This window comes from Paracoccus sp. AK26, assembly GCF_011801365.1.
Classification (GTDB): Bacteria; Pseudomonadota; Alphaproteobacteria; order Rhodobacterales; family Rhodobacteraceae; genus Paracoccus; species Paracoccus aerius.
This window is the reverse complement of the sequence record NZ_CP041041.1, coordinates 1,255,276-1,276,942: the sequence shown is the minus strand read 5'-3', so window position 1 is coordinate 1,276,942 and position 21,667 is coordinate 1,255,276. Positions and strand designations below refer to the sequence as shown.

The following is a 21,667-nucleotide window of genomic DNA, read 5'->3' as shown; positions in this document are numbered from 1 at the left end:
CGGGATCACTGTGCAGGCGCGGCCTGCGCTTCGTCAAACTTGTCCTTGCGGCCCAGCAGACGACGCATCAGCACATAGAACAGCGGCGCGAACAGGATGCCCATAATGGTCGAGGCAATGGTCCCGCCGATCACCGTGGCCCCGATGGCGTTGCGGCCATTGGCCCCTGCGCCCGTCGACAAAAGCAAGGGCAGCACGCCCAGCGTGAAGGCGATCGAGGTCATGATGATCGGGCGGAACCGCTGACGCGCGGCCTCGACCACGGCCTTGAACAAGGGCACGCCGGCTTCGGACTGCTCGCGGGCGAACTCGACGATCAGGATCGCGTTCTTGCCGGTCAGGCCGATCACGGTCAGCAGGCCCACCTGGAAGAAGACGCCGTTGTCGAAGCCGCCAAGGTAGGCGCCGACAAGGGCGCCCAGCACGCCGATCGGCATGACCAGGATCACCGCCAGCGGGATCGACCAGCTTTCGTAAAGCGCGGCCAGGCACAGGAAGACCGCGGCCAGCGACAGCGCGTAAAGCAGCGTCGTCTGGTCGCCGGATTCCCGTTCCTCCAGCGACAGGCCGGTCCAGGCCACGGCAAATCCGGGCATCTGGGCCACAAGCCGCTCGACCTCGGCCATGGCGTCGCCTGAACTGACGCCAGGGGCCGGGCTGCCTTGGATCTGCATCGAGGGGATGCCGTTATACCGGTTCAGGCCCTGCGGCCCGAAGGTCCAGTCCCCGGTCGAGAAGTTCGAGAAAGGCACAAGCCCGCCCATCGCGTTCCTGACCCGCCACTTGTCGAAATCGGCCGGGGTCGACCGCGATGTCGCCTCGCCCTGCACATAGACGCGCTTGATGCGGCCGCGATCCACGAAGTCGTTTACATAGCGGCCCGTCCAGGCGATCTGCAGCAGGTTCGCCACATCGGTCGCCGTCACGCCCATCGCGCCCGCCTTGCGCCAGTCGATGTCCAGCCGGAACTGCGCAGCATCCTCCAGCCCCGAAGGACGGGCCTGGGCGATCAGGGGGCTTTGCGCCGCCATCCCCAGGAACTGGTTCCGGGCCTCGAGCAGCTGCTCGTTCGACTGCCCGCCCCGCGCCTGCAGATAGAAGTCGAAGCCCGAGACGTTGCCGAGTTCGATCACCGAAGGCGGCACGATCGGAAAGACCATCGCGTCCTGGATCTGGCTTAGCGCGCCGAAGGCCCGGCCTGCCACGGCCTGCACCGATTGCGCGGGATCGGGCCGGTCCTTCCAGTCCTTCATCCGCACGAAGGCGATGCCGACGTTCTGGCCCTGCCCCGCGAAGCTGAAGCCCACCACGCCGAACATCGAATCGACCGAGTCCTTTTCCTGGTTCAGGAAGTAGTCCTGCACCTGATCGATGACTGCAGCCGTCCGTTCCGCCGTGGCACCGGTCGGACCCTGGATCAGGACGAACATGATCCCCTGGTCCTCGTCGGGCAGGAAGCCTTCGGGCGTGCGCAGGAACAGCAGCACCATCGCCGCGCCAATGGCCGAATAGACCAGCAGCACCCGCAGCGGGCGGCGCACGATCCAGCCCACCGCGCCGGTATAGCCGTTGGTGGTGCGGTCGAAGTTGCGGTTGAACCAGCCAAACAGGCCGCGCTTGGTGTGATGGTCCTTGGACCGCAGCAGCGTTGCGCAAAGGGCGGGCGTCAGCGTCAGCGCCACCAGCACCGACAGCGCCATGGCCGAGACGATGGTGATCGCGAATTGCTGATAGATCACCCCGGTCGAGCCGGGGAAGAAGGCCATCGGAACAAAGACCGCCGACAGCACCAGGGCGATGCCGACCAGTGCGCCGGTGATCTGGCCCATCGACTTGCGGGTGGCCTCTCGCGGGGGAAGGCCTTCCTCCTCCATGATCCGCTCGACGTTTTCCACCACAACGATGGCGTCGTCCACCAGCAGGCCGATCGCCAGCACCATGGCAAGCATGGTCAGCGTGTTGATGGTGAAGCCGAAGGCCGCCATGATGCCGAAGGTGCCCAGCAGCACGATGGGCACGGCCAGCGTCGGGATCAGCGTCGCCCGCCAGTTCTGCAGGAAGACATACATGACGACGAAGACCAGCACGATCGCTTCGATCAGGGTCTTCACCACTTCCTCGATCGAGATCTCGACAAAGGGCGAGGTGTCGAAGGGGATCACGTAGTCCACGCCTTCGGGGAAGAACTCGGCGAATTCCTCCATGCGTTCCTTGACACGTTCGGCCGTATCGAGGGCATTGGCGCCCGGCGCCAGGGACAGTGCCATGCCCGCCGCGGGGCGGCCGTTGAAGGTCGCCTCGGTCGCATAGCTTTCAGCGCCGATCTCGACCCGGGCAACGTCGCGCAGCAGCACCAGGCCGCCATTCTCCTCGGCCCGCAGGACGATCTGGCGGAAATCCTCGGGCGTGGACAGCAGCGACTGCGCGGTCACCGTGGCGTTCAGTTGCTGCCCCTCGACGGTGGGCAGGTCGCCGAAGGCCCCGGCCGAGATTTGCGTGTTCTGCGCCGACACCGCCGCCACCACGTCCGAGGGCGCGATTTCATAGGCGGCCAGCTTGTCGGGATCCAGCCAGATGCGCATGGCATAGGGCGCGCCGAAGACCTGCACGCTGCCTACGCCCTCAACCCGCGACAGGTCGTCCACCAGGTTCGAGAACATGTAGTCCGACAGGTCGGTCTGGTCGTAGTTGTCGTCGCCGATCAGGCCGATCACCATCAGGAAGCCGGCGGTCGATTTCTCGACCACCACGCCCTGCCGCTGCACGGGTTCGGGCAGCAGCGGCGTGGCCTGGGACAGCTTGTTCTGAACCTGGACCTGGGCGATATCGACGTCGGTCCCCGTCTCGAATGTCAGCGTGGTCGAGGACGATCCCGCCGAGGTCGAGCCGGACGAGATATAGCGCAAACCGTCAAGGCCGGTCATCTGCTGCTCGATCACCTGCGTCACGGTATTCGAGATGGTTTCGGCCGAGGCGCCGGGATAGGTCGCCCGGATCGTCACCGAGGGCGGCGCGATCTGCGGATATTGCGCCACCGGCAGGGTCAGGATCGACAGGATGCCGATGCCCATGATGATGATCGAGATCACCCAGGCGAATACCGGACGGTCGATGAAGAAACGGGCCATGATCTGTCGCGCCTTTGTGCTGGGGGCGTCAGTTGGTGGACGCGGCGTCGGCCGGCGGAGCGGCCTGATCGGCCGAGGCGGTCGCGGCCGGTTCGCTGCCTCGTTCCTGCGGCGTCACGGGCGCACCGGGCGCCACGCGCTGCAGGCCGGACACGATCAGCCGGTCGCCGCTGGCAAGACCCTTTGTCACGACCCACTGGTTGCCCTGGTCCTGGGCGATTTCAAGAGCGCGTTCCTCGACGATGTTGTCGCTGTTGACGATCATCGCGATGGGACGGCCGCGGCGGTCGCGGCTTACGCCTTCCTGCGGGGCAAGGATTGCGTTCTTCAATTTGGCTTGCGGGATGTCGGCCTGCACGAACATGCCGGGCAGCAGCAGGTTGTCGGGGTTCGCGAACTCCATCCGCAGGGTGATCACGCCGGTCATCTCATCGACGTAGGGTTCGGCGGCGGTCATCGATCCGGTATGTTCATAGGTGCTGCCATCGGCCAGGCGCAGCGAAACGGTGCGGTCGGCCCCCGTGGGCAGCGCGGCTTCGGGGCCCATCCGCTGCCAGCGGACGATCTCGGCCGCGGATTGGGTCACGTCCACGCGCACCGGGTCGATGCGGCGGATGACGGCAAGGGGATTGGCCTGCCCCGCCGTCACAAGGGCGCCGGGGCTGGCCTGCGCCAGGCCGATCACCCCGTCGATGGGGGCGGTGATGGTGGTGCGGTCCAGGTCGATCTGGGTGGCCAGCAACTGAGCCTCGGCCGCCTTGACGGCCGCTTCGGCGGCGTCGCGGGCGGCGATGGCGCTGTCCTGGTTCTGTTCGCTGGCAACGCGACGGTCGCGCAGGGCAACCACGCGTTCCGCATCGCGCCGGGCCGCGTCGGCCTGGGCCTGGGCCTGCGCCAGGGACGCCACAGCCTGGGCTTGCGCGGCCTCATAGGTGCGGGGGTCGATCCGATACAGGGGATCGCCCTCGGCCACCACGCTGCCTTCCTCGAACAGGCGCTCGACGATCAGGCCGCCGACCTGGGGGCGCAGCTCGGCCTCGGCCGAGGCGACGACGCGGCCCGGCAAGGTCGCCGTCAGCGTCACGTCCTGGGCCTGGACCGTCACCACCGTAACCGCAGGGGGCGGCATGTCGCCGCCTGGCGCCTGCGCCAGAACAGCAGCCGGACCCGTTGCCGCAACCATGCCGGCAAGAACAAAGAATCGTGTCAGCCTGGCCATGCTGTCCGTCCGTCTGAAGGTTTTCCGATGCCGGCGCCTGCCCCTTCGCGAAGGGCAGTTCGTCGCCGCCGCTCACGCTATCGTCAAGCGGTGCAAAGGACAACGGGTCTGATGCGATTTCGCGGCGCTGTTGCGGCGGCGCACTTGCCTCATGCACAGCCCGCAGGCAGTCTCATTCGCGCAGATGAACGGTGGAGGATCCGATGACTGCCTATCTGATTGCTGACGTGACGGTGACCGACGATTCCTGGGTGCCCGAATATGCGGCCCGCGTGCACGAAATCGCGGCACGCCATGGCGGGCGATACCTCTCGCGGTCGGGCAACATCGACACGCTGGAGGGCAAGCCGCTGGGCAGCACCCTTGTCGCGCTGATCGAGTTCCCATCCAAGGACGCGGCCCGCGCCTTTGCCAGCGATCCTGAATATGTCCCCCTCGGGCAGGCACGCAAGGCCGGCAGCATCAGCAACTTCCACCTGATCGACGACACCGACTTGGCCGGAGGCATCCCCTATCTGCCGAAGGGGTGAACTGTCCGATTGCATGGCCTGCGCAAAAGCGGCAAGGAAACGGCATTGGGCCGGACCAGGCCCTTGGCAGGACAGGTCGCGATGCAATTTACCTATGGATCCTCGGTGGTCAGGATCAACATGCCCGATCACCCCAGTCTTCGGGCCGAACTGACCCGCCGCTTTCGCGCGGGCGAAGGCTTCGCCCTGGCGACGATCAACCTGGACCACCTGGTCAAGCTGCGGCAGGATCCCGGGTTTCGCGCCGCCTATGCCCAGCATGACCTGATCGTGGCCGACGGCAATCCGATCGTCTGGCTTTCCCGGCTGGCCGGGCATTCGGTTCAACTGGTCGCGGGATCGGATCTGGTCATTCCCCTGACCCAGCTTGCCGCGGCCGAGGATGTCGGCGTGGCCCTTGTCGGCACGACGGAGGCGGCGCTGACCGCCGCAGCCGACGAAATCGCCCGCCGCGCCCCCGGATGCCGGATCGTGGCCCGCATCGCCCCGCCCATGGGTTTTGATCCCGACAGCGAGGCTGCCCGAGATCTACTGCTGCAAGTCCGCGACAGCGGGGCGCGGCTGTGCCTTCTGGCGCTTGGCGCGCCCAAGCAGGAACGGCTGGCAGCACGCGGCCGGTCCGTGGCGCCCGAAGTGGGCTTCGCCTCGATCGGCGCGGGCCTGGATTTCCTGGCTGGCAATCAGACCCGTGCGCCGCGATGGGTCCGGCGGATCGCGATGGAATGGGCATGGAGGATGGGGTCGGCACCCAAGCGCCTTGTCCCCCGCTATGCGAAATGCGCCGCCATCCTCCCGTCCGAGGCGATGGCGGCGTTCAGGCAGCGTCGCTGATCAGCAGCCCGTCCGCCCCAGGACAACCGACACTGTGCGGACCAGGATCGACAGGTCGCTTGCGAAGGACAGGCCGCGTTCGTAGCGGTCGTCATACCAGGCGCGGGCGGCGAAGGTGGTCTTGTTGCGACCCGCCGTCTGCCAGAAGCCGGTGATGCCGGGACGGAGGCGGTAATATCCCTCGCCCGAATACAGGACTTCCTGGTCCGGCATCATGGGACGCGGGCCGACCAGGCTCATGTCGCCGGAAACGACGTTCCACAGTTGCGGCAGTTCGTCCAGGGAACTGGCGCGCAGCATCTTGCCAAAGGCCGTGACGCGGGGATCGTCGCGCAGTTTCTGGGTTTCGTCCCATTCCTTGCGGGCCTGGGGGTTCTCGGACAGATAGGCTTCCAGGCGCTGATCTGCGCCCTGGACCATGCTGCGCAGCTTCCACATCCGGAAAACCCGGCCGTTCCTGCCGATCCGCTGTTGCGAATAGAAGGGATTCTTCCCGTCCATCATGACGATCAATGCCAAAAGCAGCACCAGCGGAAGAACCACCGGCGAACTAAGCAGGACGACAATCACGTCCAGCGGGCGCTTGACCAGGCTGCGATACAGCCAGGGACGCGAATTTTCAATGGAGGGGGCAGCCGCAACATGGGCCAGGGCAACAGACTGAGTCTTAACCTGCATCACTACCTGCACTAACACTTTTTAAAAATGCCCCCGAAAACACCAAGGGCGGCCACTGATAACGAGATCGACACTAGCATCCCTGCAACCGGATGGACATGCATAAAGTTTGATTTAACTGGGTTAATGACCTGACATTTTAGATAGGATGGACATGACAAGGCCAATTTCGCCCGGCTTCGGCGACCAGATGCAGGGGAAGATTCGGGCCAGGAACCGGCCATGCGGGCTGGCTGCACGGCGCTTTGCTATTTCTCCTGCTGTTTGGTTGAACTGCGCCGCGTTCAGCCTATGCTGCGCTGCAACATGCCTGCCCAAGCCGGGACAAGGAAGGAAACGCCATGACCGATGAAACACGCCGCCGTGCCGAAGACATCCGCAGCGAAATCGAGAAGGTGACTTCTGCGGTCCTGCCACAACCCCAGCCCGAACCCGTATTGGCCCGCGCCGCCGATCCCCAGCTTCAGGCCGAGATCAGGCGCCGCATGGACGAGATCGACCTGGGCGATTCCGGCTCGATCGTCCGTTTCGGCACCCGCGCCCAGGCCGGATTGCAGGAAATCAGCCAGAAGATGCTGGCGGATGTCAAAAGCAAGGACGTGGGACCGGCGGGCGAAAGCCTGCGCGGCATCGTCACGACGATCCGCGGCTTCTCGACTTCCGAACTGGACATGCGGCGCACCCGAAGCTGGTGGGAAAAGCTGCTGGGCCGGTCCGCCCCCTTCGCGAAGTTCGTGGCAAACTACGAACAGGTCCAGACCCAGATCGACCGCATCACCGTCGAGCTTGAGCGGCACGAACAGACGCTGCTGAAGGACATCAAGGCGTTGGACCAGCTTTATGACCACACGCTGAACTTCTATGACGAACTTGCCCTCTACATCGCCGCGGGCGAGGAAAAGCTGCAGGAACTGGACAGCAAGGCCATTCCCGAACTGGAGGCGACCGTCGGCGCCGCGCCGGAGGACGACCAGGTGATGAAGGCCCAGGCCCTGCGCGACCTGCGGGCCGTTCGCGACGACCTGGAACGCCGGGTCCATGACCTGAAACTGACGCGGCAGGTGACGATGCAGTCCCTGCCCTCGATCCGGCTGGTGCAGGAAAACGACAAGTCGCTGGTCACCAAGATCAACTCGACCCTGGTGAACACCGTGCCGCTTTGGGAAACCCAGCTTGCCCAGGCGGTCACCATCCAGCGCAGCGCCGAGGCTGCCCGCGCCGTCAAGGAAGCCAGCGACCTGACCAATGATCTGCTGACGCGCAATGCCGACAACCTGCGGCAGGCCAACGTGCAGATCCGCACCCAGACGGAACGCGGCGTCTTCGACATCAACTCGGTCAAGGCGGCCAACGCCCAGTTGATCGCCACGATCGAGGACAGCCTGCGCATCGCCGACGAAGGCCGCGCCCGCCGCGCCGCCGCCGAAAGCGAGTTGACGAAGATGGAGGCCGACCTGCGCGACACCCTGGCCCGCGCGACTGCGCAGCGGCAGGAAGGACCCGCCCGGCGATGATGGCTGCACCGACGATGACCGGCTTCTGGCGCAGCTTGCCGCTGCTGGGCCTCTTGACCCTGGCCGCCTGCCAGGCGCCCGCGCCCGCTCCGCAGGCAACGCCCTCGCCCCGGCCGCAGCCCCGCCCCGAGGAGGCGGGCGCCAGCCAGGCCGAACTGCGCAAGGCCCGCGCGGAACGCAATCGCGCCGCCAATGCCGCCGCGGCCGAGGCGCTGACAAAGGCCAGTCTTGCCAGCAATGCCCAACGCGACTTCTATGCCCGGGCCGAGCTTGCCTTGCGCGACCGGGGCCGCCTTCGCCGCGACCGCGTGCCCCAGGACGCGCCGATCGACGTGGAAACCCTGACCCGCAACTTCGTGGCCATCGCGCTGCGCGACGAATACGGATCGGGCGGGATGCGCGCGACAGGCGGCGGCGGTCCCGCGCCCTTGCGGCGTTGGGGCGAACCCGTGCGCCTGCAGATGGAGTTCGGCACGGTCGTCGATGTGGCCGCGCGCCGCGCCTATCGGGTCGAGGTCAGCCAGTTCGCAGCCCGCCTTGCCGGGGCCACCGGCCATCCCGTCTCGCTGGCGGAAGGCAACGGCAACTTCGTGGTGATGGTCCTGTCCGATGACGAACGCCGCGCCATCGGGCCCAGGCTGGCGCAGTTGGTGCCGGGCATTCCCCCGCAGGACATCGCGGTGATGCAGGGGCTGGATCCCGACAATTTCTGCACGGTTTTCGCCTATTCGCGGGGGGCCGAGCCGGTCTATTCCAACGCCGTCGCCCTGATCCGGGCGGAACTTCCGCCCCTGCTTCAGACCTCTTGCATCCACGAGGAACTGGCCCAGGGCATGGGACTGGCCAATGACAGCCCGGCCGCGCGCCCCTCGGTCTTCAATGACGACGAGGAATTTGCCCTGCTGACGCGGCATGACGAACTGCTGCTGCAGATCCTTTACGACCCGCGCCTGCGCCCCGGCATGACGCAGGCCGAGGCCGAGCCGATCGTGCGCCAGATCGCCGGAGAGCTTCTGGCGCAAAGCATCTGACTTGCGCCCCGCCCGGCCTTGGCCGCATACATGACTGACATCCTGCGGAGGCGATCATGGCGATCTTCGACATTCTCGGCGGCGAATTCATCGAAGTCATCGAATGGACCGATGACACGCGCGACACGATGGTCTGGCGCTATCCCACCGTCGGCAACGCGATCAAATACGGCGCCAAACTGACCGTCCGCGAAGGCCAGTCGGCCGTCTTCGTCCATGAAGGCCAGCTTGCGGACACCTTCGGCCCTGGCCTGTACATGCTGGAAACGAACAACCTGCCGATCCTGACGCGGCTTCAGCACTGGGACCACGGCTTCCGCAGCCCCTTCAAGTCCGAGGTCTATTTCGTCAGCACGACGCGTTTCAACGACCTGAAATGGGGCACCCGCAATCCGATCATGGCCCGCGACCCCGAGTTCGGGCCGGTCCGCCTGCGGGCCTTCGGCACCTATTCTATGCGTGTGAGCGACCCCGCCCGCTTCATGACCGAGATCGTGGGCACCGACGGCGAGTTCACCCGCGACGAGATCGCCTTCCAGATCCGCAACGTGATCGTGCAGGAGTTTTCCCGCGTGATCGCCGGCTCGGGGATCCCCGTCCTCGACATGGCGGCCAATACCGGCGACCTGGGGAAGCTGGTTTCCCAGGCCATCGAACCCACCATCGCCGCCTATGGCATCTCGATCCCCGAGTTCTACATCGAGAATATCAGCCTGCCCCAGGAGGTCGAGAAGATGCTGGACAAGCGGACCTCGATGGGAATCCTGGGCGATCTCGACCGCTTCGGCAAATATGCGGCAAGCGAGGCGATGGTGAACGCAAGCCAGAACCCCGGCGGCGCGGGTGCCGGCATGGGGGCCGCAATGGGCGCGGCGCTTGGCGCGGGGATGGCAAGCCGTCCCGTATCCGGGCCTTGGGGCAGCATTCCGCAAGCTGGCGCAACGCCGCCCCCCTTGACGCAGGCCGATGCTGCCTGGCACGTGGCGCTGAACGGCAAGGCCGAGGGACCGTTCGACCGCGCGGGCCTAGAACGGCTGGCGTCCGAGGGACGGTTCGGCGCCGAGACCTTGGTCTGGACGGCAGGCCAGGATGGCTGGCGCAAGGCTGGCGACATTCCGGATCTTGCGCGCCTGTTTCCCCCGATGCCGCCGCCCCTGCCCGGATAGGCGATGCCCACGCCCCAGGCCGAACACCGCTATCCCTGCGAACAATGCGGGGCCAGCCTGCGCTTCCAGCCGGGCCAGCAGGTGCTGGTCTGCGACTGGTGCGGGCACCGTCAAGCCATCGGCGACGGCCCAACCCGCGCCCCTGCGCGTCAGCCTCATGGCGGGGCCGAGGCGGCGGATGCGATCCTGGCCGATCCCGAGACGGGCCGGGCGCTGCAATGGGATGCGGGGCACAAGTCGCCCGACCTGGCCGAGATCCCTTTGGAACATGGCCTGCGGCTGGACGCGGGGTCCGACCTGGCGCAGACGGTCCGTCTGCTGTCCTGTCCGAACTGCGGCGCGCAGATCGAACGTGACGGCGCAACCCATTCAAGCGCCTGCCCCTTCTGCGCAACGCCCGTCGTCACCGACACCGGCACAAGCCGCAAGATCAAGCCGCAGGGCGTCCTTCCCTTCCTCCTGACCGAGGATCAGGCCCACCGCGCCATGCAGGACTGGCTGGGAAGCCTGTGGTTCGCGCCGTCCGGCCTAACGGCCTATGCCAGGCGCGGGCGCAAGATGCGCGGCGTCTATTCGCCATACTGGACCTTCGATGCCCGCACGCGGTCCAGCTATGTCGGGCAGCGCGGCGATCACTACTATGAAACGGTCTGGGTCACGCAGCAGATCAACGGCCGCAGCCAGAGGGTGGCCCAGCAGGTCCGCCGCACCCGCTGGCGAGCCGCCTCGGGACAGGTCGCACGGGATTTCAACGATGTGCTGGTGCTGGCCTCAGCCTCGCTGCCGCGAAGGTTCGTGGACGCGCTGACCCCCTGGGACCTGTCGCACCTGCGTCCCTATCGCCCCGATTACCTGGCGGGCCTGGAGTCCGAGGCCTATACGATTCCCCTGGCGCAGGGCCACCAAACAGCCCGGGAACAGATGGCCGGGGTAATCCTGAACGATGCGCGCCGCGACATCGGCGGCGATGAACAGCGCGTCGACCATCTCCAGACGCAACACAGCGACGAGACGTTCAAGCACATCCTGCTGCCGATCTGGACCGCCGCCTATCGTTACAACGGCAAGGGCTACCGCTTTGTCGTGAATGGCCAGTCCGGCCGGGTCATGGGCGAACGGCCTTGGTCCGCCTGGAAGATCGCCGTGGCCGTCATTGCCGCTCTGGTAGCGATAACGGCTTTCATGTATTTGGCCGAGGCAGGCGGCTATGTCGACCTGCAATTGGGGGATGTGGTCCAAGGTTACTAGGAGGGAATGATGATCCTGTGCGCGGGCGAATCGCTGATCGACATGGTGCCGGAAGACGGCGCGTTCCGCCCGCTGGCCGGCGGATCGGTCTATAACACCGCCATCGCCCTTGGCCGGTTGGGCGAGGATGTCGCCTATCTCTGGCCGATCAGCCGCGACCCCTTCGGCGACGTCCTGCTGCGCCCCTTGTCGGAAGCAGGCGTTAACACCGACCTTTGCCCGCGAACCGACCGTCTGACCACGCTGGCCCTTGTGACGCTGATCGGTGGCGAGGCGCGGTATTCGTTCTATGACGAAGGCTCGGCCGGGCGGATGCTGACGCCCCAGGACATTCCTGCCCTGCCGTCCAGCATCGAGGCCTTGTTCGCAGGCGGCATCAGCCTTGTCCCCGATCCCTGCGGCGCCGCGATCGAGTCGCTGATCGCGCGTGACGGCGACCGCCTGCCGGTGATGCTGGACCCGAACATCCGCCCGTTCTTCATAGCCGATCCGGCCTCGTACCGGGCGCGCCTGTCCCGGCTGATCGCAAGGGCCGATATCGTCAAGTTGTCGGGCGACGACCTGGAATGGATGTATCCGGACATGGCCCCTGCGGACGCGGCGCGGCAGGTGCTGGCCGAAGGGCCGCGCCTGGTCCTGCAAACGGGCGGGGCAGAAGGCGCGCGTGCGCACTGGGCAGGCGAAATGATCCAGGTGCCCGCGATCCGCACCACGGTGGCCGACACGATCGGGGCGGGCGACACGTTCAACGCCGGCGTCCTTGCCAGCCTGCGCCGCCAGGGCGTGTTGTCCAAGGCCGGACTTGCCTCGATTAACGGCGCTCAAATCGTCGCTGCCCTGACGCTGGGCGCCCAGGCTGCCGCGATCACCGTGTCACGGCCCGGTGCCAATCCGCCCTGGTCACACGAAATGCCGGGTTGAACGCACTTCCCCAACCGTTCCCACGGCGCTAGAACCCTCGCATGGATATTCTGGACAAGATCAAGGCCTACAAGCTGGACGAAGTCGCCGCCGCCAAGGCTGCCCGTCCACTGGCCGATGTCGAGGCTGCGGCACGCGCTGCCTCCGCCCCCCGCGGCTTTGCACGCGCCCTGACGGCAAAGGCCGAGACCGGTCCCGCATTGATTGCCGAGATCAAGAAGGCCAGTCCCTCCAAGGGCCTGATCCGTCCGGACTTCGACCCGCCTGCCTTGGCGCGGGCCTATCAGGCGGGCGGCGCCGCTTGCCTGTCGGTCCTGACGGACGGTCCCAGTTTCCAAGGCTCGCCCGATTTCCTGACTGCGGCGCGCGAAGCTTGCGATCTGCCTGTCCTGCGCAAGGATTTCCTTTACGACACCTACCAGGTCGCCGAGGCGCGAGGCTTGGGCGCGGACTGCATCCTGATCATCATGGCTTCGGTCGAGGATGGCCTTGCCGCCGAGCTTGAAGACGCTGCGTTTCACTGGGGCATGGACGCCTTGCTAGAGGTCCATGACGCGCATGAACTTGACCGGGCGCTGCTTCTGAAATCGCCTCTTATTGGAATAAACAATCGTAATCTCAAGACCTTCGACCTTAGTCTTGATGTGACGCGTGAACTTGCGCCTCGCATTCCTGCGGGCCGTGACATTGTCTGCGAAAGCGGCCTGTTCACCAGCCGGGACGTGGCGTCGATGATGGCGGTCGGCGCGCGCCGGTTCCTGATCGGCGAAAGCCTGATGCGCCAAGCCGACGTGACGGCGGCGACGCGCCAGATCCTGGAGTTGGCAGCATGAGCCTGACGCATTTCGACGCCAGCGGACAGGCGCATATGGTCGATGTCTCGGGCAAGGACGTCACGGCGCGCGAGGCGGTGGCCGAAGGCTGCGTGATGATGTCGAACGAAGCCTTAAACCTTGCCCAAGGTGGCGCCGCCAAGGGCGACGTGACGGGCGTCGCTCGACTGGCCGGGATCATGGCGGCCAAGCGAACATCCGACCTTATCCCGCTTTGCCACCCCCTGCCGATCAGCAAGGTATCGCTGGACCTTGTGCCCGACCCGGCCCTGCCCGGCCTGCGGGTCAGCGCAACCGTTCGAACAACCGGCCAGACCGGCGTCGAGATGGAGGCACTGACGGCAGTCTCGGTCGCCTGCCTTACCATCTATGACATGCTGAAGGCGGTCGAGAAATCGATGGTCATCACCAATATCCGCCTCCGCAGCAAGAGCGGCGGAAAGTCGGGCGACTACGAGGCAGGCGAGTGATCTCGGTCGAGGAGGCGCTTGCCAAGGTCCTGGCGCTGGCCCCCGACCCGCAGCCCGAGGAGGTGCCTCTGGCAGAAGCCTGGGACCGCGTGCTGCTCAAGCCCGCGGTGTCGCGCATGACGCAACCGCCCTTCGACGCCTCGGCCATGGACGGCTACGCGATCCGGAACGAGGACATTGGCCGGACCTTGACGGTCGTCGGCGAGGCTGCGGCAGGCCATCCCTATTCCGGAACCGCCTCACCCGGCACGGCGGTTCGCATCTTCACCGGCGCCCCCGTTCCCCCGGGTTTCGACCGCGTTATCATGCAGGAAAACGTCGTCCGGAACAATGACGGCATCACCATTGCCGATCCGTCGGGCGGCAACAATATCCGGCCCGCGGGCGACGACTTCCGCGATGGCACGACCCTTGCGCCCGGCCGTCGTCTGCGCGCGGCCGACATCGGCCTTCTGGCCGCGATGAACGTGCCAAAGGTTACCTTGGCCAAGCGTCCGCGCGTCGCGATCCTGGCGGGGGGCGATGAATTGGTCCCGCCCGGCGCGATGCCCGGTCCGGGCCAGATCATCAGCTCGAACGACCTGGCAATCGCAGGTCTGGTCCGGCAGGTTGGCGGTGATCCAGTGATTCTGCCCATTGCCCGCGACACCGAGGAGAGCATCCGGCAGGCGCTTCAAGGCGCGCAGGACGCTGATCTTCTGGTGACCATCGGCGGAGCATCGGTCGGAGATCACGATCTGATCGGAAAGGTGGCGGACGGTTTGGGCATGCAGCAGGCCTTCTACAAGGTCGCAATGCGTCCGGGCAAGCCGTTGATGGCCGGAATGCTGGCCCAAACGCCAATGATCGGATTGCCGGGAAACCCCGTTTCGGCAATGGTTTGCGGCATCATCTTCATGCAGCCTCTCATCATGCGAATGCAGGGCTTGCGCCACAGGCCTGGCTTATTCCACGCCCGCCTCGCCACCGACCTGCCTGCCGAAGGGCCGCGCCAGCACTACCTTCGCGCCACGATTGAAGATGGTGATGGGCTTCCCCTGATCCGGCCGTTTTCCAGTCAGGATTCGGCGCGCCTGTCCCTTATGGCCGATGCCGACGCCTTGCTTGTCCGCAAGCCAGGCGAGGCGGCGCGAAAGGCCGGAGACATCGTCGAGTTCCTGCCGCTGCGCGGTTGAGGGATTAACGAAATTTTCAGTTCCCCATGGTCTGTTCATTGACGCGATTCTGCTTGTGCGATAGAACATACACGGAACAATACGATGTCGGGGATGAACCAGATGCTGACCAAGAAGCAAATCCAGTTGCTGGATTTCATCCAGAAGCGTCTGGCACGCGACGGGGTGCCGCCCTCCTTCGATGAAATGAAGGAAGCACTGGACCTGCGGTCGAAGTCCGGCATCCATCGCCTTGTGACTGCGCTTGAGGAGCGGGGCTTCATCCGCCGCCTGCCGCACCGTGCCCGCGCGCTGGAGATCGTGCGGCTGCCTGATGCCTTGCTTGCCGAAACGAAGACCGAAGGCACATCGGCGGCGCAGGGCGGCTTCACCCCGCGTGTCATTGCCAACCCCAAGCCCGCTCGTCCACGCGGTGCGATCTCGATTGTCGACAGCCCTGCCGTCGAGTTGCCGCTGATGGGGCGGATCGCGGCGGGTGTGCCCATCGAGGCGATTTCGGAAGTGTCCCACCATGTCGCCGTTCCCGGCACGATGCTTTCGGGGCGCGAACACCACTATGCGCTCGAGGTGCAGGGGGATTCGATGATCGAAGCCGGGATCAACGACGGCGACGTCGTCGTGATCCGGGAACAGGACACCGCCGATAATGGCGACATCATCGTGGCCCTTGTGGACGGGTCGGAGGCGACGCTGAAACGCTATCGCCGCCGGGGCGGGATGATCGCGCTTGAAGCTGCCAATCCCGCCTATGAACCGCGCATCCTGCCCGAGGATCGGGTGCGCATCCAGGGCCGTCTGGTGGGGCTGATCCGCAGCTATTGAGGATCGGGGCGGGGATCAAAGGTGATCGAAGAACCCCGCGCCTGCCCTTCCCAGAAGTTCTTCGGCCAGATCGGCACCCATCTGCGGGCCGTCCTGCAACGTGCCTTCGCGATGTCCACTGATCGCGGCCGATCCATCCGGACGAAGGATCTCGCCCCGCAGCAGCAGCGTGCCATCCCTGATTTCGGCAAGCCCAGCAATCGGCGTCTGGCAGGATCCGTCCAGGCGGGTCAGGAAAGCGCGCTCTGCAGCAATGCGATCCCCGGTTGGTTGGTGATGAATGGGGGCCAGAAGGGCAGCCGCCGAGTCGTCATGCGCCCGACGCTCGATCCCGATGGCGCCTTGGGCGACAGCAGGCAGCATCTCGGCGGGATCGATGGGACTGCGGGCAACGTGCAGCATGTCCAGCCGGGATAGGCCTGCCATCGCAAGGAAGCTGGCCGTGGCCACGCCTTCCTCCAGCTTTCTCAGACGGGTCTGCACATTGCCGCGAAATTCGACCAACTGCAGGTCGGGTCTCCGATGCGCAAGCTGTGCCCTGCGGCGCAGGCTGGAACTGCCCACGACCGCGCCTGCCGGAAGCTCTGCAATCGACGCATGGATCGGGCTGACAAAGGCGTCGCGCACGTCCTCTCGCGGCAGCAGGCAGTCGATCAACAATCCGGTGGGCTGAAGGGTCGGCATGTCCTTCATCGAATGGACAGCGATGTCGATATCGCCCGACACAAGCGCATCCTCGATCTCGCGGGTGAACAGGCCCTTCCCCCCGATCTCCTTAAGGGGGCGGTCGGTGATCCGGTCGCCGGTCGTCTTGATGACCACGATCTCGAAAGCCCCGGGTGGCAGGCCGTGGGCTGCGGCCAGGCGGTCGCGGGTCTCGTGCGCCTGGGCAAGCGCAAGCATCGAGCCGCGCGTTCCGATCTTGAGGGGGCGAGTGGGGTCGGGCATCCGTATCATGGCTCCGGCATAGCGACAGGCAGGCAGCTTGACAACGCCCCCCGCCTCGCCTTGAACGGGCCGCAGGAGGCCCCATGACCAAACTTCTATTGCGCGCCCTGGCGGGTGAAAGCCTGCCCACCCCACCGATCTGGATGATGCGCCAGGCCGGCCGCTATCTTCCCGAATACCGGGCGACGCGGGCGCAGGCGGGGGATTTCCTGTCGCTCTGCTACAATCCCGATCTTGCGGCCGAGGTCACGCTGCAGCCGATCCGGCGCTTTGGCTTCGATGCGGCGATCCTGTTTGCAGATATCCTGCTGGTCCCGCAGGCGCTAGGCGCGGACCTTTGGTTCGTGACGGGTGAGGGTCCACGGCTGTCGACTGTGACGGGCCCCGAGGGCATGGCACGCCTGAAACCCGCCGATCAGATCCACGAACGCCTTGCACCGGTCTACGAGACCGTTCGGATCCTGGCGCGAGAGCTGCCGGGCGAGACGACCCTGATCGGGTTCGCGGGTGCGCCCTGGACGGTTGCGACCTACATGATTGCAGGGCGCGGGACGCCCGACCAAGGCCCCGCGCACAAGCTGAAGGACCAGGACCGGGCGACGTTCACCGCGCTGATCGACCGCATCACCGAGGCCACGATCCTTTATCTTTCCGCGCAGATCGAGGCGGGGGCCGAGGCCGTCAAGCTGTTCGACAGCTGGGCTGGCAGCCTGAAAGGCGCGGATTTCGACGATTTCGCGGTGACCCCCACCCGGCGCATCATCGCAGCCCTGAAGGAACGCCATCCTACCATCCCGATCATCGCCTTCCCGCGAGAGGCTGGCGAACGCTATATCGGCTTCGCCCGCGCCACGGGGGCGGATTGCGTCGCGATCGACAATTCGGTCAGCGCGGAATGGGCGGCGCAGCATGTCCAACCTGACGGATGCGTGCAGGGCAACATGGACCCGCGTCACATGGTCACGGGTGGCCCCGCCCTTGTGGCCGAGGCGCAGCGGATCACCCGCGCGCTGCGCGGCGGCCCGCATATCTTCAACCTGGGCCACGGCATCACCCCGGACGCCGATCCTGCCAATGTCGCCGCCATGATCGAGGCTGTTCGCACCGCATGATCTGGGTCGCGGCAACGCTGATCGCGGCCACCGCGCAGACCGCGCGCAATGCCGCACAGGCGGGTCTGACGCGGCAGGTCGGCACGATGGGCGCGACGGCCGTGCGTTTTGTCTTCGGCTTTCCTTTCGCGGCCGCCGCGCTTGGCCTTGCTGCGATCTGGCTGCCGATTCCTCGCCCCGACCTTTCCGTGCTGGGCTGGGCCACCCTTGGCGCCCTGGCCCAGATCGCGGCGACAGTCTTCATGCTGGTCACCATGCGCGGGCAGGGCTTCGGCGTCGCGACGGCCTTGATGAAAACCGAGCCGGTGACGCTGGCGGTCATCGGCGCCGTTGTGCTGGCCGAGCCGCTGGGCGCCGCCCGGATGGGCGCGATCGGCCTGGCGACGCTGGGCGTCGTCCTGGCATCCGGCGTAAGCTGGGGCCGCGCGGGCTGGGGATCGGTGGCGACGGGGGTTCTTGCCGGGGCGCTGTTCGGACTGTCGGCTATCGGCTTTCGCGGCGCGCTTCTGGCGCTGCCGGATGGGGGCTATGTCCTGCGCGCCGTGACGATCCTTGCGATCACGCTGGGGATCCAGTCGGCCGTGATGATGGCCTGGCTGGCCCTTCGCGACCGCCGCGGCCTGTCGGGGATCATGCGGGAATGGCGGGTCTCGCTGGGGGCAGGCTTCCTGGGGGCCTTTGCCTCGCTGTTCTGGTTCATCGGCTTTGCGCTGACGCCCGCCGCCAATGTCCGGACCCTGGCCCTGGTCGAGGTGGTGATGGCGCAAGTTCTGTCAGGCAGGCTGTTCCGCCAAAGGGCCGCACCCCTGCAACTGCTGGGAATGGGCCTGATCCTGGCCGGAGTAGGCTGGCTGCTGGCGGTGGCCGCCGCCTAAGGGCCGTCAAACCCATTTCGCCAGCGGCGGCAGGCTCATCAGCACGGCATCGGCGTTGTGGCCTGTCTCAAGGCCGAACTTGGTGCCGCGGTCATAGACCAGGTTGTATTCGGCATAAAGCCCGCGATGGATCAGCTGCGTGTCGCGGTCGGCGTCTGTGAAGGGCGTCGTCATCCGCGCCTCTGCCAAGGGCAGGAAAGCGGGCATGAAAGCCTCGCCCACGGCGCGGGTAAAGGCGAAATCGTCTTGCCAAGCGCCGGTGTTCAGGTCGTCGAAGAAAATGCCGCCCACGCCCCGGGCACGGCCGCGGTGAGGGATGAAGAAATACTCGTCCGCCCAGGCCTTGAAGCGGTCGTAATAGGTCGCGTCATGGGCATCGCAGGCCTCGCGCAGGGTGGCGTGGAAATGCGCCGTGTCATCGGCATATTCGATGCAGGGGTTCAGGTCCGCCCCGCCACCGAACCACCAGGCGCCGGGGGTCCAAAACATCCGCGTGTTCATGTGCACCGCCGGGGCGTGGGGATTCTGCATATGCGCGACCAGGCTGATGCCGCTGGCCCAGAAGCGCGGGTCGCCGTCGATCCCCGGCACCCCGCGCGAGGCCATGGCCGCCTGCGCGCGCGGGGCCAGCGTGCCATGAACCTCGGACCAGTTGACGCCGACCTTTTCGAAGACGCGGCCGCCCCGCATCACCGACATCAGGCCGCCACCGCCGTCCTGGTCGCGCAGGGTCGGCGTCACCTCGAACCGGCCCGCAGATGCAGGGCCCTGCCCCCGGTCCTCGAGCTCTTCGAAAGCCGCGACGATCCGGTCGCGCAGGCTGCGGAACCATGCGGCGGCGGTGCTGCGTTCCTGTTCCATCGACGTTCCCCAAACTTGATTTGCCAGCCGTCGGGCGCGGCGCTAGCATCCACCACCCGCTGTAATGAGACAGGCCATGACCCGCAACACCGCCCTTGCCGCGACCCTTTCCCTGCCGCTTCTGATTGCGGCCTGCGGCACCCCCCAGGAACGCTGCATCAGCAACAATACCAGCGAATACCGGACGGTCAGCCGCCTTCTGGCCGAGGTCGAGGGGAACCTGGCGCGGGGTTATGCGTGGGAGGAGCGGCAGGTCGTGCGGGACCGGCTGACCCAGTGCCGGCGCGTCTGGCGCGACCGCGACGGGCGCGCGGTCGTGGGATACGAGCCGTGCTGGCAGGACTATGTCGAGACCGAACGATACCGGGTGCCGATCGACCCGGCTTCCGAGCAGCGCAAGCGCGACAACCTGGCAGGGCGGCAGGCCCAGTTGGCCGACCGGGCCGCATCGGTTGTCCAGGCCTGCAAGGCAGCCTTTCCCGAACAGAAGGGTTAGGCCGTCTGCACCGCCACGCGGTCGGCGAGGCTGCGCCCGCCATCGACGGTCACGATCTGGCCCGTGACGAAGCGCGCGGCATCGCTGACCAGGTAAAGCACCGTATCCACCAGTTCGTCCGCAGGGGCGATGCGGCCCATCGGCGTGGCCGCGATGATGCGGTCGCGCAGTTCGGGCTTGTCGCGCAGCGAATCCTTCAGTTCGTGCGACATGACGCTGCCGAAGCGGATGCCGTTCACGCGGATCCTATGGGGCGCAAGCGCCAGGGCCATGCCGCGAGTCGCCTGTTCCTGCGCGGCATAGGCGATGGAATAGCCCAGCATCGTCGGCACCGGATGCAGCGCAGCCAAGGTCGAGATGTTGACGATGGCGCCTGCCGTGCCCGAATCCGGCTCGGCCTCGGCCTGCTTGATCATTCGCTTGGCCACGATCTGCGTCATCCGCAAGCCGGCCATCATGTTCTGGCGAAGAAGCTGCTCCAGCACCTCGAGGTCGGTATCAAGGGGGTCAGACGCCTTTACCAGCCGGTGCGCGTTCACCAGGATGTCCACCCGCTCAAAGGCATCCAGCGTCGCCGACAGCAGATTCGCCGTGGCCAGCTTTTCCGTCATCCGTCCCGCGAAGCAGCGGACATGGGGATCACGCTCGTCATAATCCGACATAGCGGCGGCCAGGGCGGTCTCATCCGTGTCCGCAAACATGACATTGGCGCCGCGTTCGACGAAATAGCGCGCCACGGCCAGGCCAATGCCGCGCCCGGCCCCGGTGACGATGGCGGTCTTGCCCTGGATCGACAGGCCCATCAGCGGCGGCCCTTGCGCGCGGCGCCCCGGCCCGCGCCCGTTGCCTCGATCACCTTGAAGCGGTTGTCGCCCCGCAACTCGGTCACTTGCGAGAAATGCTGGGCCAGGACGGTTTCGTAAGGAAGATGTCGGTTGGCCACCATCCACAGCCGCCCCGCACCCGTCAGCAATCGGGCAGCAGCCGCGATGAAGTCGCCCCCGATCCGGGGATCCGCCACGCGGCCGTCGTGAAAGGGCGGGTTCATGATGACGCCGTTCACGGGATCGGGCAATGTGAAGTCGCGCGCATCGGCCCAGTGGAAGACCGCACGCGGATCCGTGATGTTGTCCTTGGCGGATTCGAGGGCGGCATGGTCGGCCTCGACCAGGTGGATCACTTCGATACCGGGGCGGGCAAGCGCCTGCGCCGACAACCAGCCCCAGCCCGCGCCCAGATCGACGATGCGGGTGGGCAGCCGGTCGGGCAGCGCGGCCGCAAGCATGGCCGATCCGGGATCGATGCCGTCGGCGGAAAAGACCCCGGGCCGGGTGACGAAGCCCGGCACCACCTCATGCGCCGCGCTGGCCCAGCCAGGTGGAAGCCAATCGCCCGACGGAATGGTCACGCGAAAGATCTTGCCGTGGGCCTTGCTGTAAACTTCGTCCACGGGGGCGAGCCTGCGCAATTCCTTCAGGACCGAATCGACGCCGTCCGTCTTTTGCCCGTCGATCCACAGGGGCGCATCGGGTGAAAGGCGCGCGGCGGCATCGGCGATCCGGGCATGAGCCTCGGCCTTGGCGCGGGGCAGGATCACAAGGGCCGCGTCGAACCGCCCCTCGACCACAGGCGCCACCTGATAGCCGCGCGCGGCCAAGGCGCGATGATCGGGAAAATGGCCCTGCTGGACGCGGGTTCGCGCAGGATCCAGGGGCGAAAGATCATCGGACCCCTTGGCGCCGATCACGAGAAATTCCCCTTCGGGCGCGTTCCCCGAAAGGGCAAGGTCCAGGCGTGTCGTTGTCACTG

At 66.3% G+C, this 21,667-nt stretch carries 21 protein-coding genes; 14 read left to right on the top strand and 7 right to left on the bottom strand.

Features of this window, described 5'->3' with window-relative positions; translation table 11 throughout:
• Nucleotides 1-5 precede the first annotated feature (5 nt).
• On the bottom strand, nucleotides 6-3,128 hold the full coding sequence (locus tag FIU66_RS06285) for an efflux RND transporter permease subunit (protein WP_167621910.1): 3,123 nt from the start codon (nucleotides 3,126-3,128) through the stop codon (nucleotides 6-8).
• Nucleotides 3,129-3,156: 28 nt separating this feature from the next.
• Nucleotides 3,157-4,311 (bottom strand): efflux RND transporter periplasmic adaptor subunit, encoded by a 1,155-nt coding sequence (locus FIU66_RS06280; protein ID WP_240544752.1) that lies wholly within the window; start codon nucleotides 4,309-4,311, stop codon nucleotides 3,157-3,159.
• A 239-nt stretch (nucleotides 4,312-4,550) separates the two neighbouring features.
• On the opposite strand from FIU66_RS06280, the gene FIU66_RS06275 reads away from it, so the two are divergent.
• Both FIU66_RS06275 and FIU66_RS06270 read left to right on the top strand, forming a co-directional pair.
• Nucleotides 4,551-4,877: a DUF1330 domain-containing protein gene (locus FIU66_RS06275; RefSeq protein WP_167621908.1), complete on the top strand. Its 327-nt coding sequence runs from the start codon at nucleotides 4,551-4,553 to the stop codon at nucleotides 4,875-4,877.
• 81 nt (nucleotides 4,878-4,958) lie between these two features.
• Nucleotides 4,959-5,708 carry a WecB/TagA/CpsF family glycosyltransferase gene (locus FIU66_RS06270; RefSeq protein ID WP_167621907.1) on the top strand — a complete coding sequence of 250 codons (750 nt, stop codon included), beginning with the start codon at nucleotides 4,959-4,961 and terminating at the stop codon, nucleotides 5,706-5,708.
• On the opposite strand, the gene FIU66_RS06265 is transcribed toward FIU66_RS06270, so the two are convergent.
• Entirely contained in the window at nucleotides 5,709-6,386 is a 678-nt protein-coding gene (locus FIU66_RS06265; protein WP_167621906.1) for a sugar transferase, read from the bottom strand.
• Between the two features lie 341 nt (nucleotides 6,387-6,727).
• On the opposite strand from FIU66_RS06265, the gene FIU66_RS06260 reads away from it, so the two are divergent.
• From FIU66_RS06260 to lexA, 9 genes are all read left to right on the top strand, one after another.
• On the top strand, nucleotides 6,728-7,900 hold the full coding sequence (locus tag FIU66_RS06260; protein WP_167621905.1) for a toxic anion resistance protein: 1,173 nt from the start codon (nucleotides 6,728-6,730) through the stop codon (nucleotides 7,898-7,900).
• The gene (locus tag FIU66_RS06255) at nucleotides 7,897-8,931 is read left to right on the top strand and encodes a DUF2927 domain-containing protein (protein ID WP_240544751.1); all 1,035 of its coding nucleotides are present in this window, start codon (nucleotides 7,897-7,899) and stop codon (nucleotides 8,929-8,931) included. Before FIU66_RS06260 ends, FIU66_RS06255 begins: the two co-directional genes overlap by 4 nt.
• A 56-nt stretch (nucleotides 8,932-8,987) precedes the next feature.
• Nucleotides 8,988-10,097, top strand: coding sequence for an SPFH domain-containing protein (locus FIU66_RS06250; protein WP_167621904.1), 1,110 nt, complete (start codon nucleotides 8,988-8,990; stop codon nucleotides 10,095-10,097).
• Nucleotides 10,098-10,100: 3 nt separating this feature from the next.
• Nucleotides 10,101-11,345 carry a zinc ribbon domain-containing protein gene (locus FIU66_RS06245; RefSeq protein ID WP_167621903.1) on the top strand — a complete coding sequence of 415 codons (1,245 nt, stop codon included), beginning with the start codon at nucleotides 10,101-10,103 and terminating at the stop codon, nucleotides 11,343-11,345.
• A 9-nt stretch (nucleotides 11,346-11,354) separates the two neighbouring features.
• Entirely contained in the window at nucleotides 11,355-12,266 is a 912-nt protein-coding gene (locus FIU66_RS06240; RefSeq protein WP_167623405.1) for a carbohydrate kinase, read from the top strand.
• Nucleotides 12,267-12,307: 41 nt separating this feature from the next.
• Entirely contained in the window at nucleotides 12,308-13,099 is a 792-nt protein-coding gene (trpC, locus tag FIU66_RS06235) for an indole-3-glycerol phosphate synthase TrpC (RefSeq protein ID WP_167621902.1), read from the top strand.
• A complete protein-coding gene (gene moaC, locus FIU66_RS06230) occupies nucleotides 13,096-13,569 on the top strand; it encodes a cyclic pyranopterin monophosphate synthase MoaC (RefSeq protein WP_167621901.1) in 474 nt (157 codons plus the stop codon). Before trpC ends, moaC begins: the two co-directional genes overlap by 4 nt.
• Nucleotides 13,566-14,744, top strand: a complete 1,179-nt coding sequence (gene glp / locus FIU66_RS06225) for a gephyrin-like molybdotransferase Glp (RefSeq protein ID WP_167621900.1) — start codon at nucleotides 13,566-13,568, stop codon at nucleotides 14,742-14,744. The genes moaC and glp overlap by 4 nt, the downstream gene beginning before the upstream one ends.
• Before the next feature lie 102 nt (nucleotides 14,745-14,846).
• Nucleotides 14,847-15,566 carry a transcriptional repressor LexA gene (gene lexA / locus FIU66_RS06220; protein WP_167621899.1) on the top strand — a complete coding sequence of 240 codons (720 nt, stop codon included), beginning with the start codon at nucleotides 14,847-14,849 and terminating at the stop codon, nucleotides 15,564-15,566.
• A gap of 15 nt (nucleotides 15,567-15,581) precedes the next feature.
• On the opposite strand, the gene hemC is transcribed toward lexA, so the two are convergent.
• Nucleotides 15,582-16,523, bottom strand: a complete 942-nt coding sequence (gene hemC, locus FIU66_RS06215) for a hydroxymethylbilane synthase (RefSeq protein ID WP_370528948.1) — start codon at nucleotides 16,521-16,523, stop codon at nucleotides 15,582-15,584.
• A gap of 74 nt (nucleotides 16,524-16,597) precedes the next feature.
• On the opposite strand from hemC, the gene hemE reads away from it, so the two are divergent.
• Nucleotides 16,598-17,626 carry a uroporphyrinogen decarboxylase gene (gene hemE / locus FIU66_RS06210; RefSeq protein ID WP_167621897.1) on the top strand — a complete coding sequence of 343 codons (1,029 nt, stop codon included), beginning with the start codon at nucleotides 16,598-16,600 and terminating at the stop codon, nucleotides 17,624-17,626.
• Nucleotides 17,623-18,501 carry a DMT family transporter gene (locus tag FIU66_RS06205; protein ID WP_167621896.1) on the top strand — a complete coding sequence of 293 codons (879 nt, stop codon included), beginning with the start codon at nucleotides 17,623-17,625 and terminating at the stop codon, nucleotides 18,499-18,501. Before hemE ends, FIU66_RS06205 begins: the two co-directional genes overlap by 4 nt.
• Before the next feature lie 6 nt (nucleotides 18,502-18,507).
• Here FIU66_RS06205 and hemF read toward each other — a convergent pair whose 3' ends face one another.
• A complete protein-coding gene (gene hemF / locus FIU66_RS06200) occupies nucleotides 18,508-19,362 on the bottom strand; it encodes an oxygen-dependent coproporphyrinogen oxidase (RefSeq protein WP_167621895.1) in 855 nt (284 codons plus the stop codon).
• A gap of 76 nt (nucleotides 19,363-19,438) precedes the next feature.
• On the opposite strand from hemF, the gene FIU66_RS06195 reads away from it, so the two are divergent.
• Nucleotides 19,439-19,858 carry a hypothetical protein gene (locus tag FIU66_RS06195; RefSeq protein WP_167621894.1) on the top strand — a complete coding sequence of 140 codons (420 nt, stop codon included), beginning with the start codon at nucleotides 19,439-19,441 and terminating at the stop codon, nucleotides 19,856-19,858.
• On the opposite strand, the gene FIU66_RS06190 is transcribed toward FIU66_RS06195, so the two are convergent.
• Both FIU66_RS06190 and FIU66_RS06185 read right to left on the bottom strand, forming a co-directional pair.
• Nucleotides 19,855-20,661 (bottom strand): SDR family NAD(P)-dependent oxidoreductase, encoded by an 807-nt coding sequence (locus FIU66_RS06190; protein WP_167621893.1) that lies wholly within the window; start codon nucleotides 20,659-20,661, stop codon nucleotides 19,855-19,857. The two genes, FIU66_RS06195 and FIU66_RS06190, sit on opposite strands and share 4 nt — an antisense overlap.
• A complete protein-coding gene (locus FIU66_RS06185) occupies nucleotides 20,661-21,665 on the bottom strand; it encodes a class I SAM-dependent methyltransferase (protein ID WP_167621892.1) in 1,005 nt (334 codons plus the stop codon). The genes FIU66_RS06190 and FIU66_RS06185 overlap by 1 nt, the downstream gene beginning before the upstream one ends.
• Nucleotides 21,666-21,667 lie beyond the last annotated feature (2 nt).

What these genes read in the sequence shown, in the direction of transcription:
- FIU66_RS06240 (WP_167623405.1), top strand. Translation starts at nt 11,355, where the DNA reads ATGATCCTGTGCGCGGGCGAATCGCTGATCGACATGGTGCCGGAAGAC.
- FIU66_RS06205 (WP_167621896.1), top strand. Translation starts at nt 17,623, where the DNA reads ATGATCTGGGTCGCGGCAACGCTGATCGCGGCCACCGCGCAGACCGCG.
- FIU66_RS06190 (WP_167621893.1), bottom strand. Translation starts at nt 20,661, where the DNA reads ATGGGCCTGTCGATCCAGGGCAAGACCGCCATCGTCACCGGGGCCGGG.
- trpC (WP_167621902.1), top strand. Translation starts at nt 12,308, where the DNA reads ATGGATATTCTGGACAAGATCAAGGCCTACAAGCTGGACGAAGTCGCC.
- FIU66_RS06270 (WP_167621907.1), top strand. Translation starts at nt 4,959, where the DNA reads ATGCAATTTACCTATGGATCCTCGGTGGTCAGGATCAACATGCCCGAT.
- FIU66_RS06245 (WP_167621903.1), top strand. Translation starts at nt 10,101, where the DNA reads ATGCCCACGCCCCAGGCCGAACACCGCTATCCCTGCGAACAATGCGGG.
- moaC (WP_167621901.1), top strand. Translation starts at nt 13,096, where the DNA reads ATGAGCCTGACGCATTTCGACGCCAGCGGACAGGCGCATATGGTCGAT.
- FIU66_RS06260 (WP_167621905.1), top strand. Translation starts at nt 6,728, where the DNA reads ATGACCGATGAAACACGCCGCCGTGCCGAAGACATCCGCAGCGAAATC.
- FIU66_RS06285 (WP_167621910.1), bottom strand. Translation starts at nt 3,128, where the DNA reads ATGGCCCGTTTCTTCATCGACCGTCCGGTATTCGCCTGGGTGATCTCG.
- FIU66_RS06255 (WP_240544751.1), top strand. Translation starts at nt 7,897, where the DNA reads ATGATGGCTGCACCGACGATGACCGGCTTCTGGCGCAGCTTGCCGCTG.
- FIU66_RS06280 (WP_240544752.1), bottom strand. Translation starts at nt 4,311, where the DNA reads ATGGTTGCGGCAACGGGTCCGGCTGCTGTTCTGGCGCAGGCGCCAGGC.
- hemF (WP_167621895.1), bottom strand. Translation starts at nt 19,362, where the DNA reads ATGGAACAGGAACGCAGCACCGCCGCCGCATGGTTCCGCAGCCTGCGC.
- FIU66_RS06275 (WP_167621908.1), top strand. Translation starts at nt 4,551, where the DNA reads ATGACTGCCTATCTGATTGCTGACGTGACGGTGACCGACGATTCCTGG.
- FIU66_RS06195 (WP_167621894.1), top strand. Translation starts at nt 19,439, where the DNA reads ATGACCCGCAACACCGCCCTTGCCGCGACCCTTTCCCTGCCGCTTCTG.
- FIU66_RS06250 (WP_167621904.1), top strand. Translation starts at nt 8,988, where the DNA reads ATGGCGATCTTCGACATTCTCGGCGGCGAATTCATCGAAGTCATCGAA.
- FIU66_RS06265 (WP_167621906.1), bottom strand. Translation starts at nt 6,386, where the DNA reads ATGCAGGTTAAGACTCAGTCTGTTGCCCTGGCCCATGTTGCGGCTGCC.
- hemC (WP_370528948.1), bottom strand. Translation starts at nt 16,523, where the DNA reads ATGATACGGATGCCCGACCCCACTCGCCCCCTCAAGATCGGAACGCGC.
- lexA (WP_167621899.1), top strand. Translation starts at nt 14,847, where the DNA reads ATGCTGACCAAGAAGCAAATCCAGTTGCTGGATTTCATCCAGAAGCGT.
- hemE (WP_167621897.1), top strand. Translation starts at nt 16,598, where the DNA reads ATGACCAAACTTCTATTGCGCGCCCTGGCGGGTGAAAGCCTGCCCACC.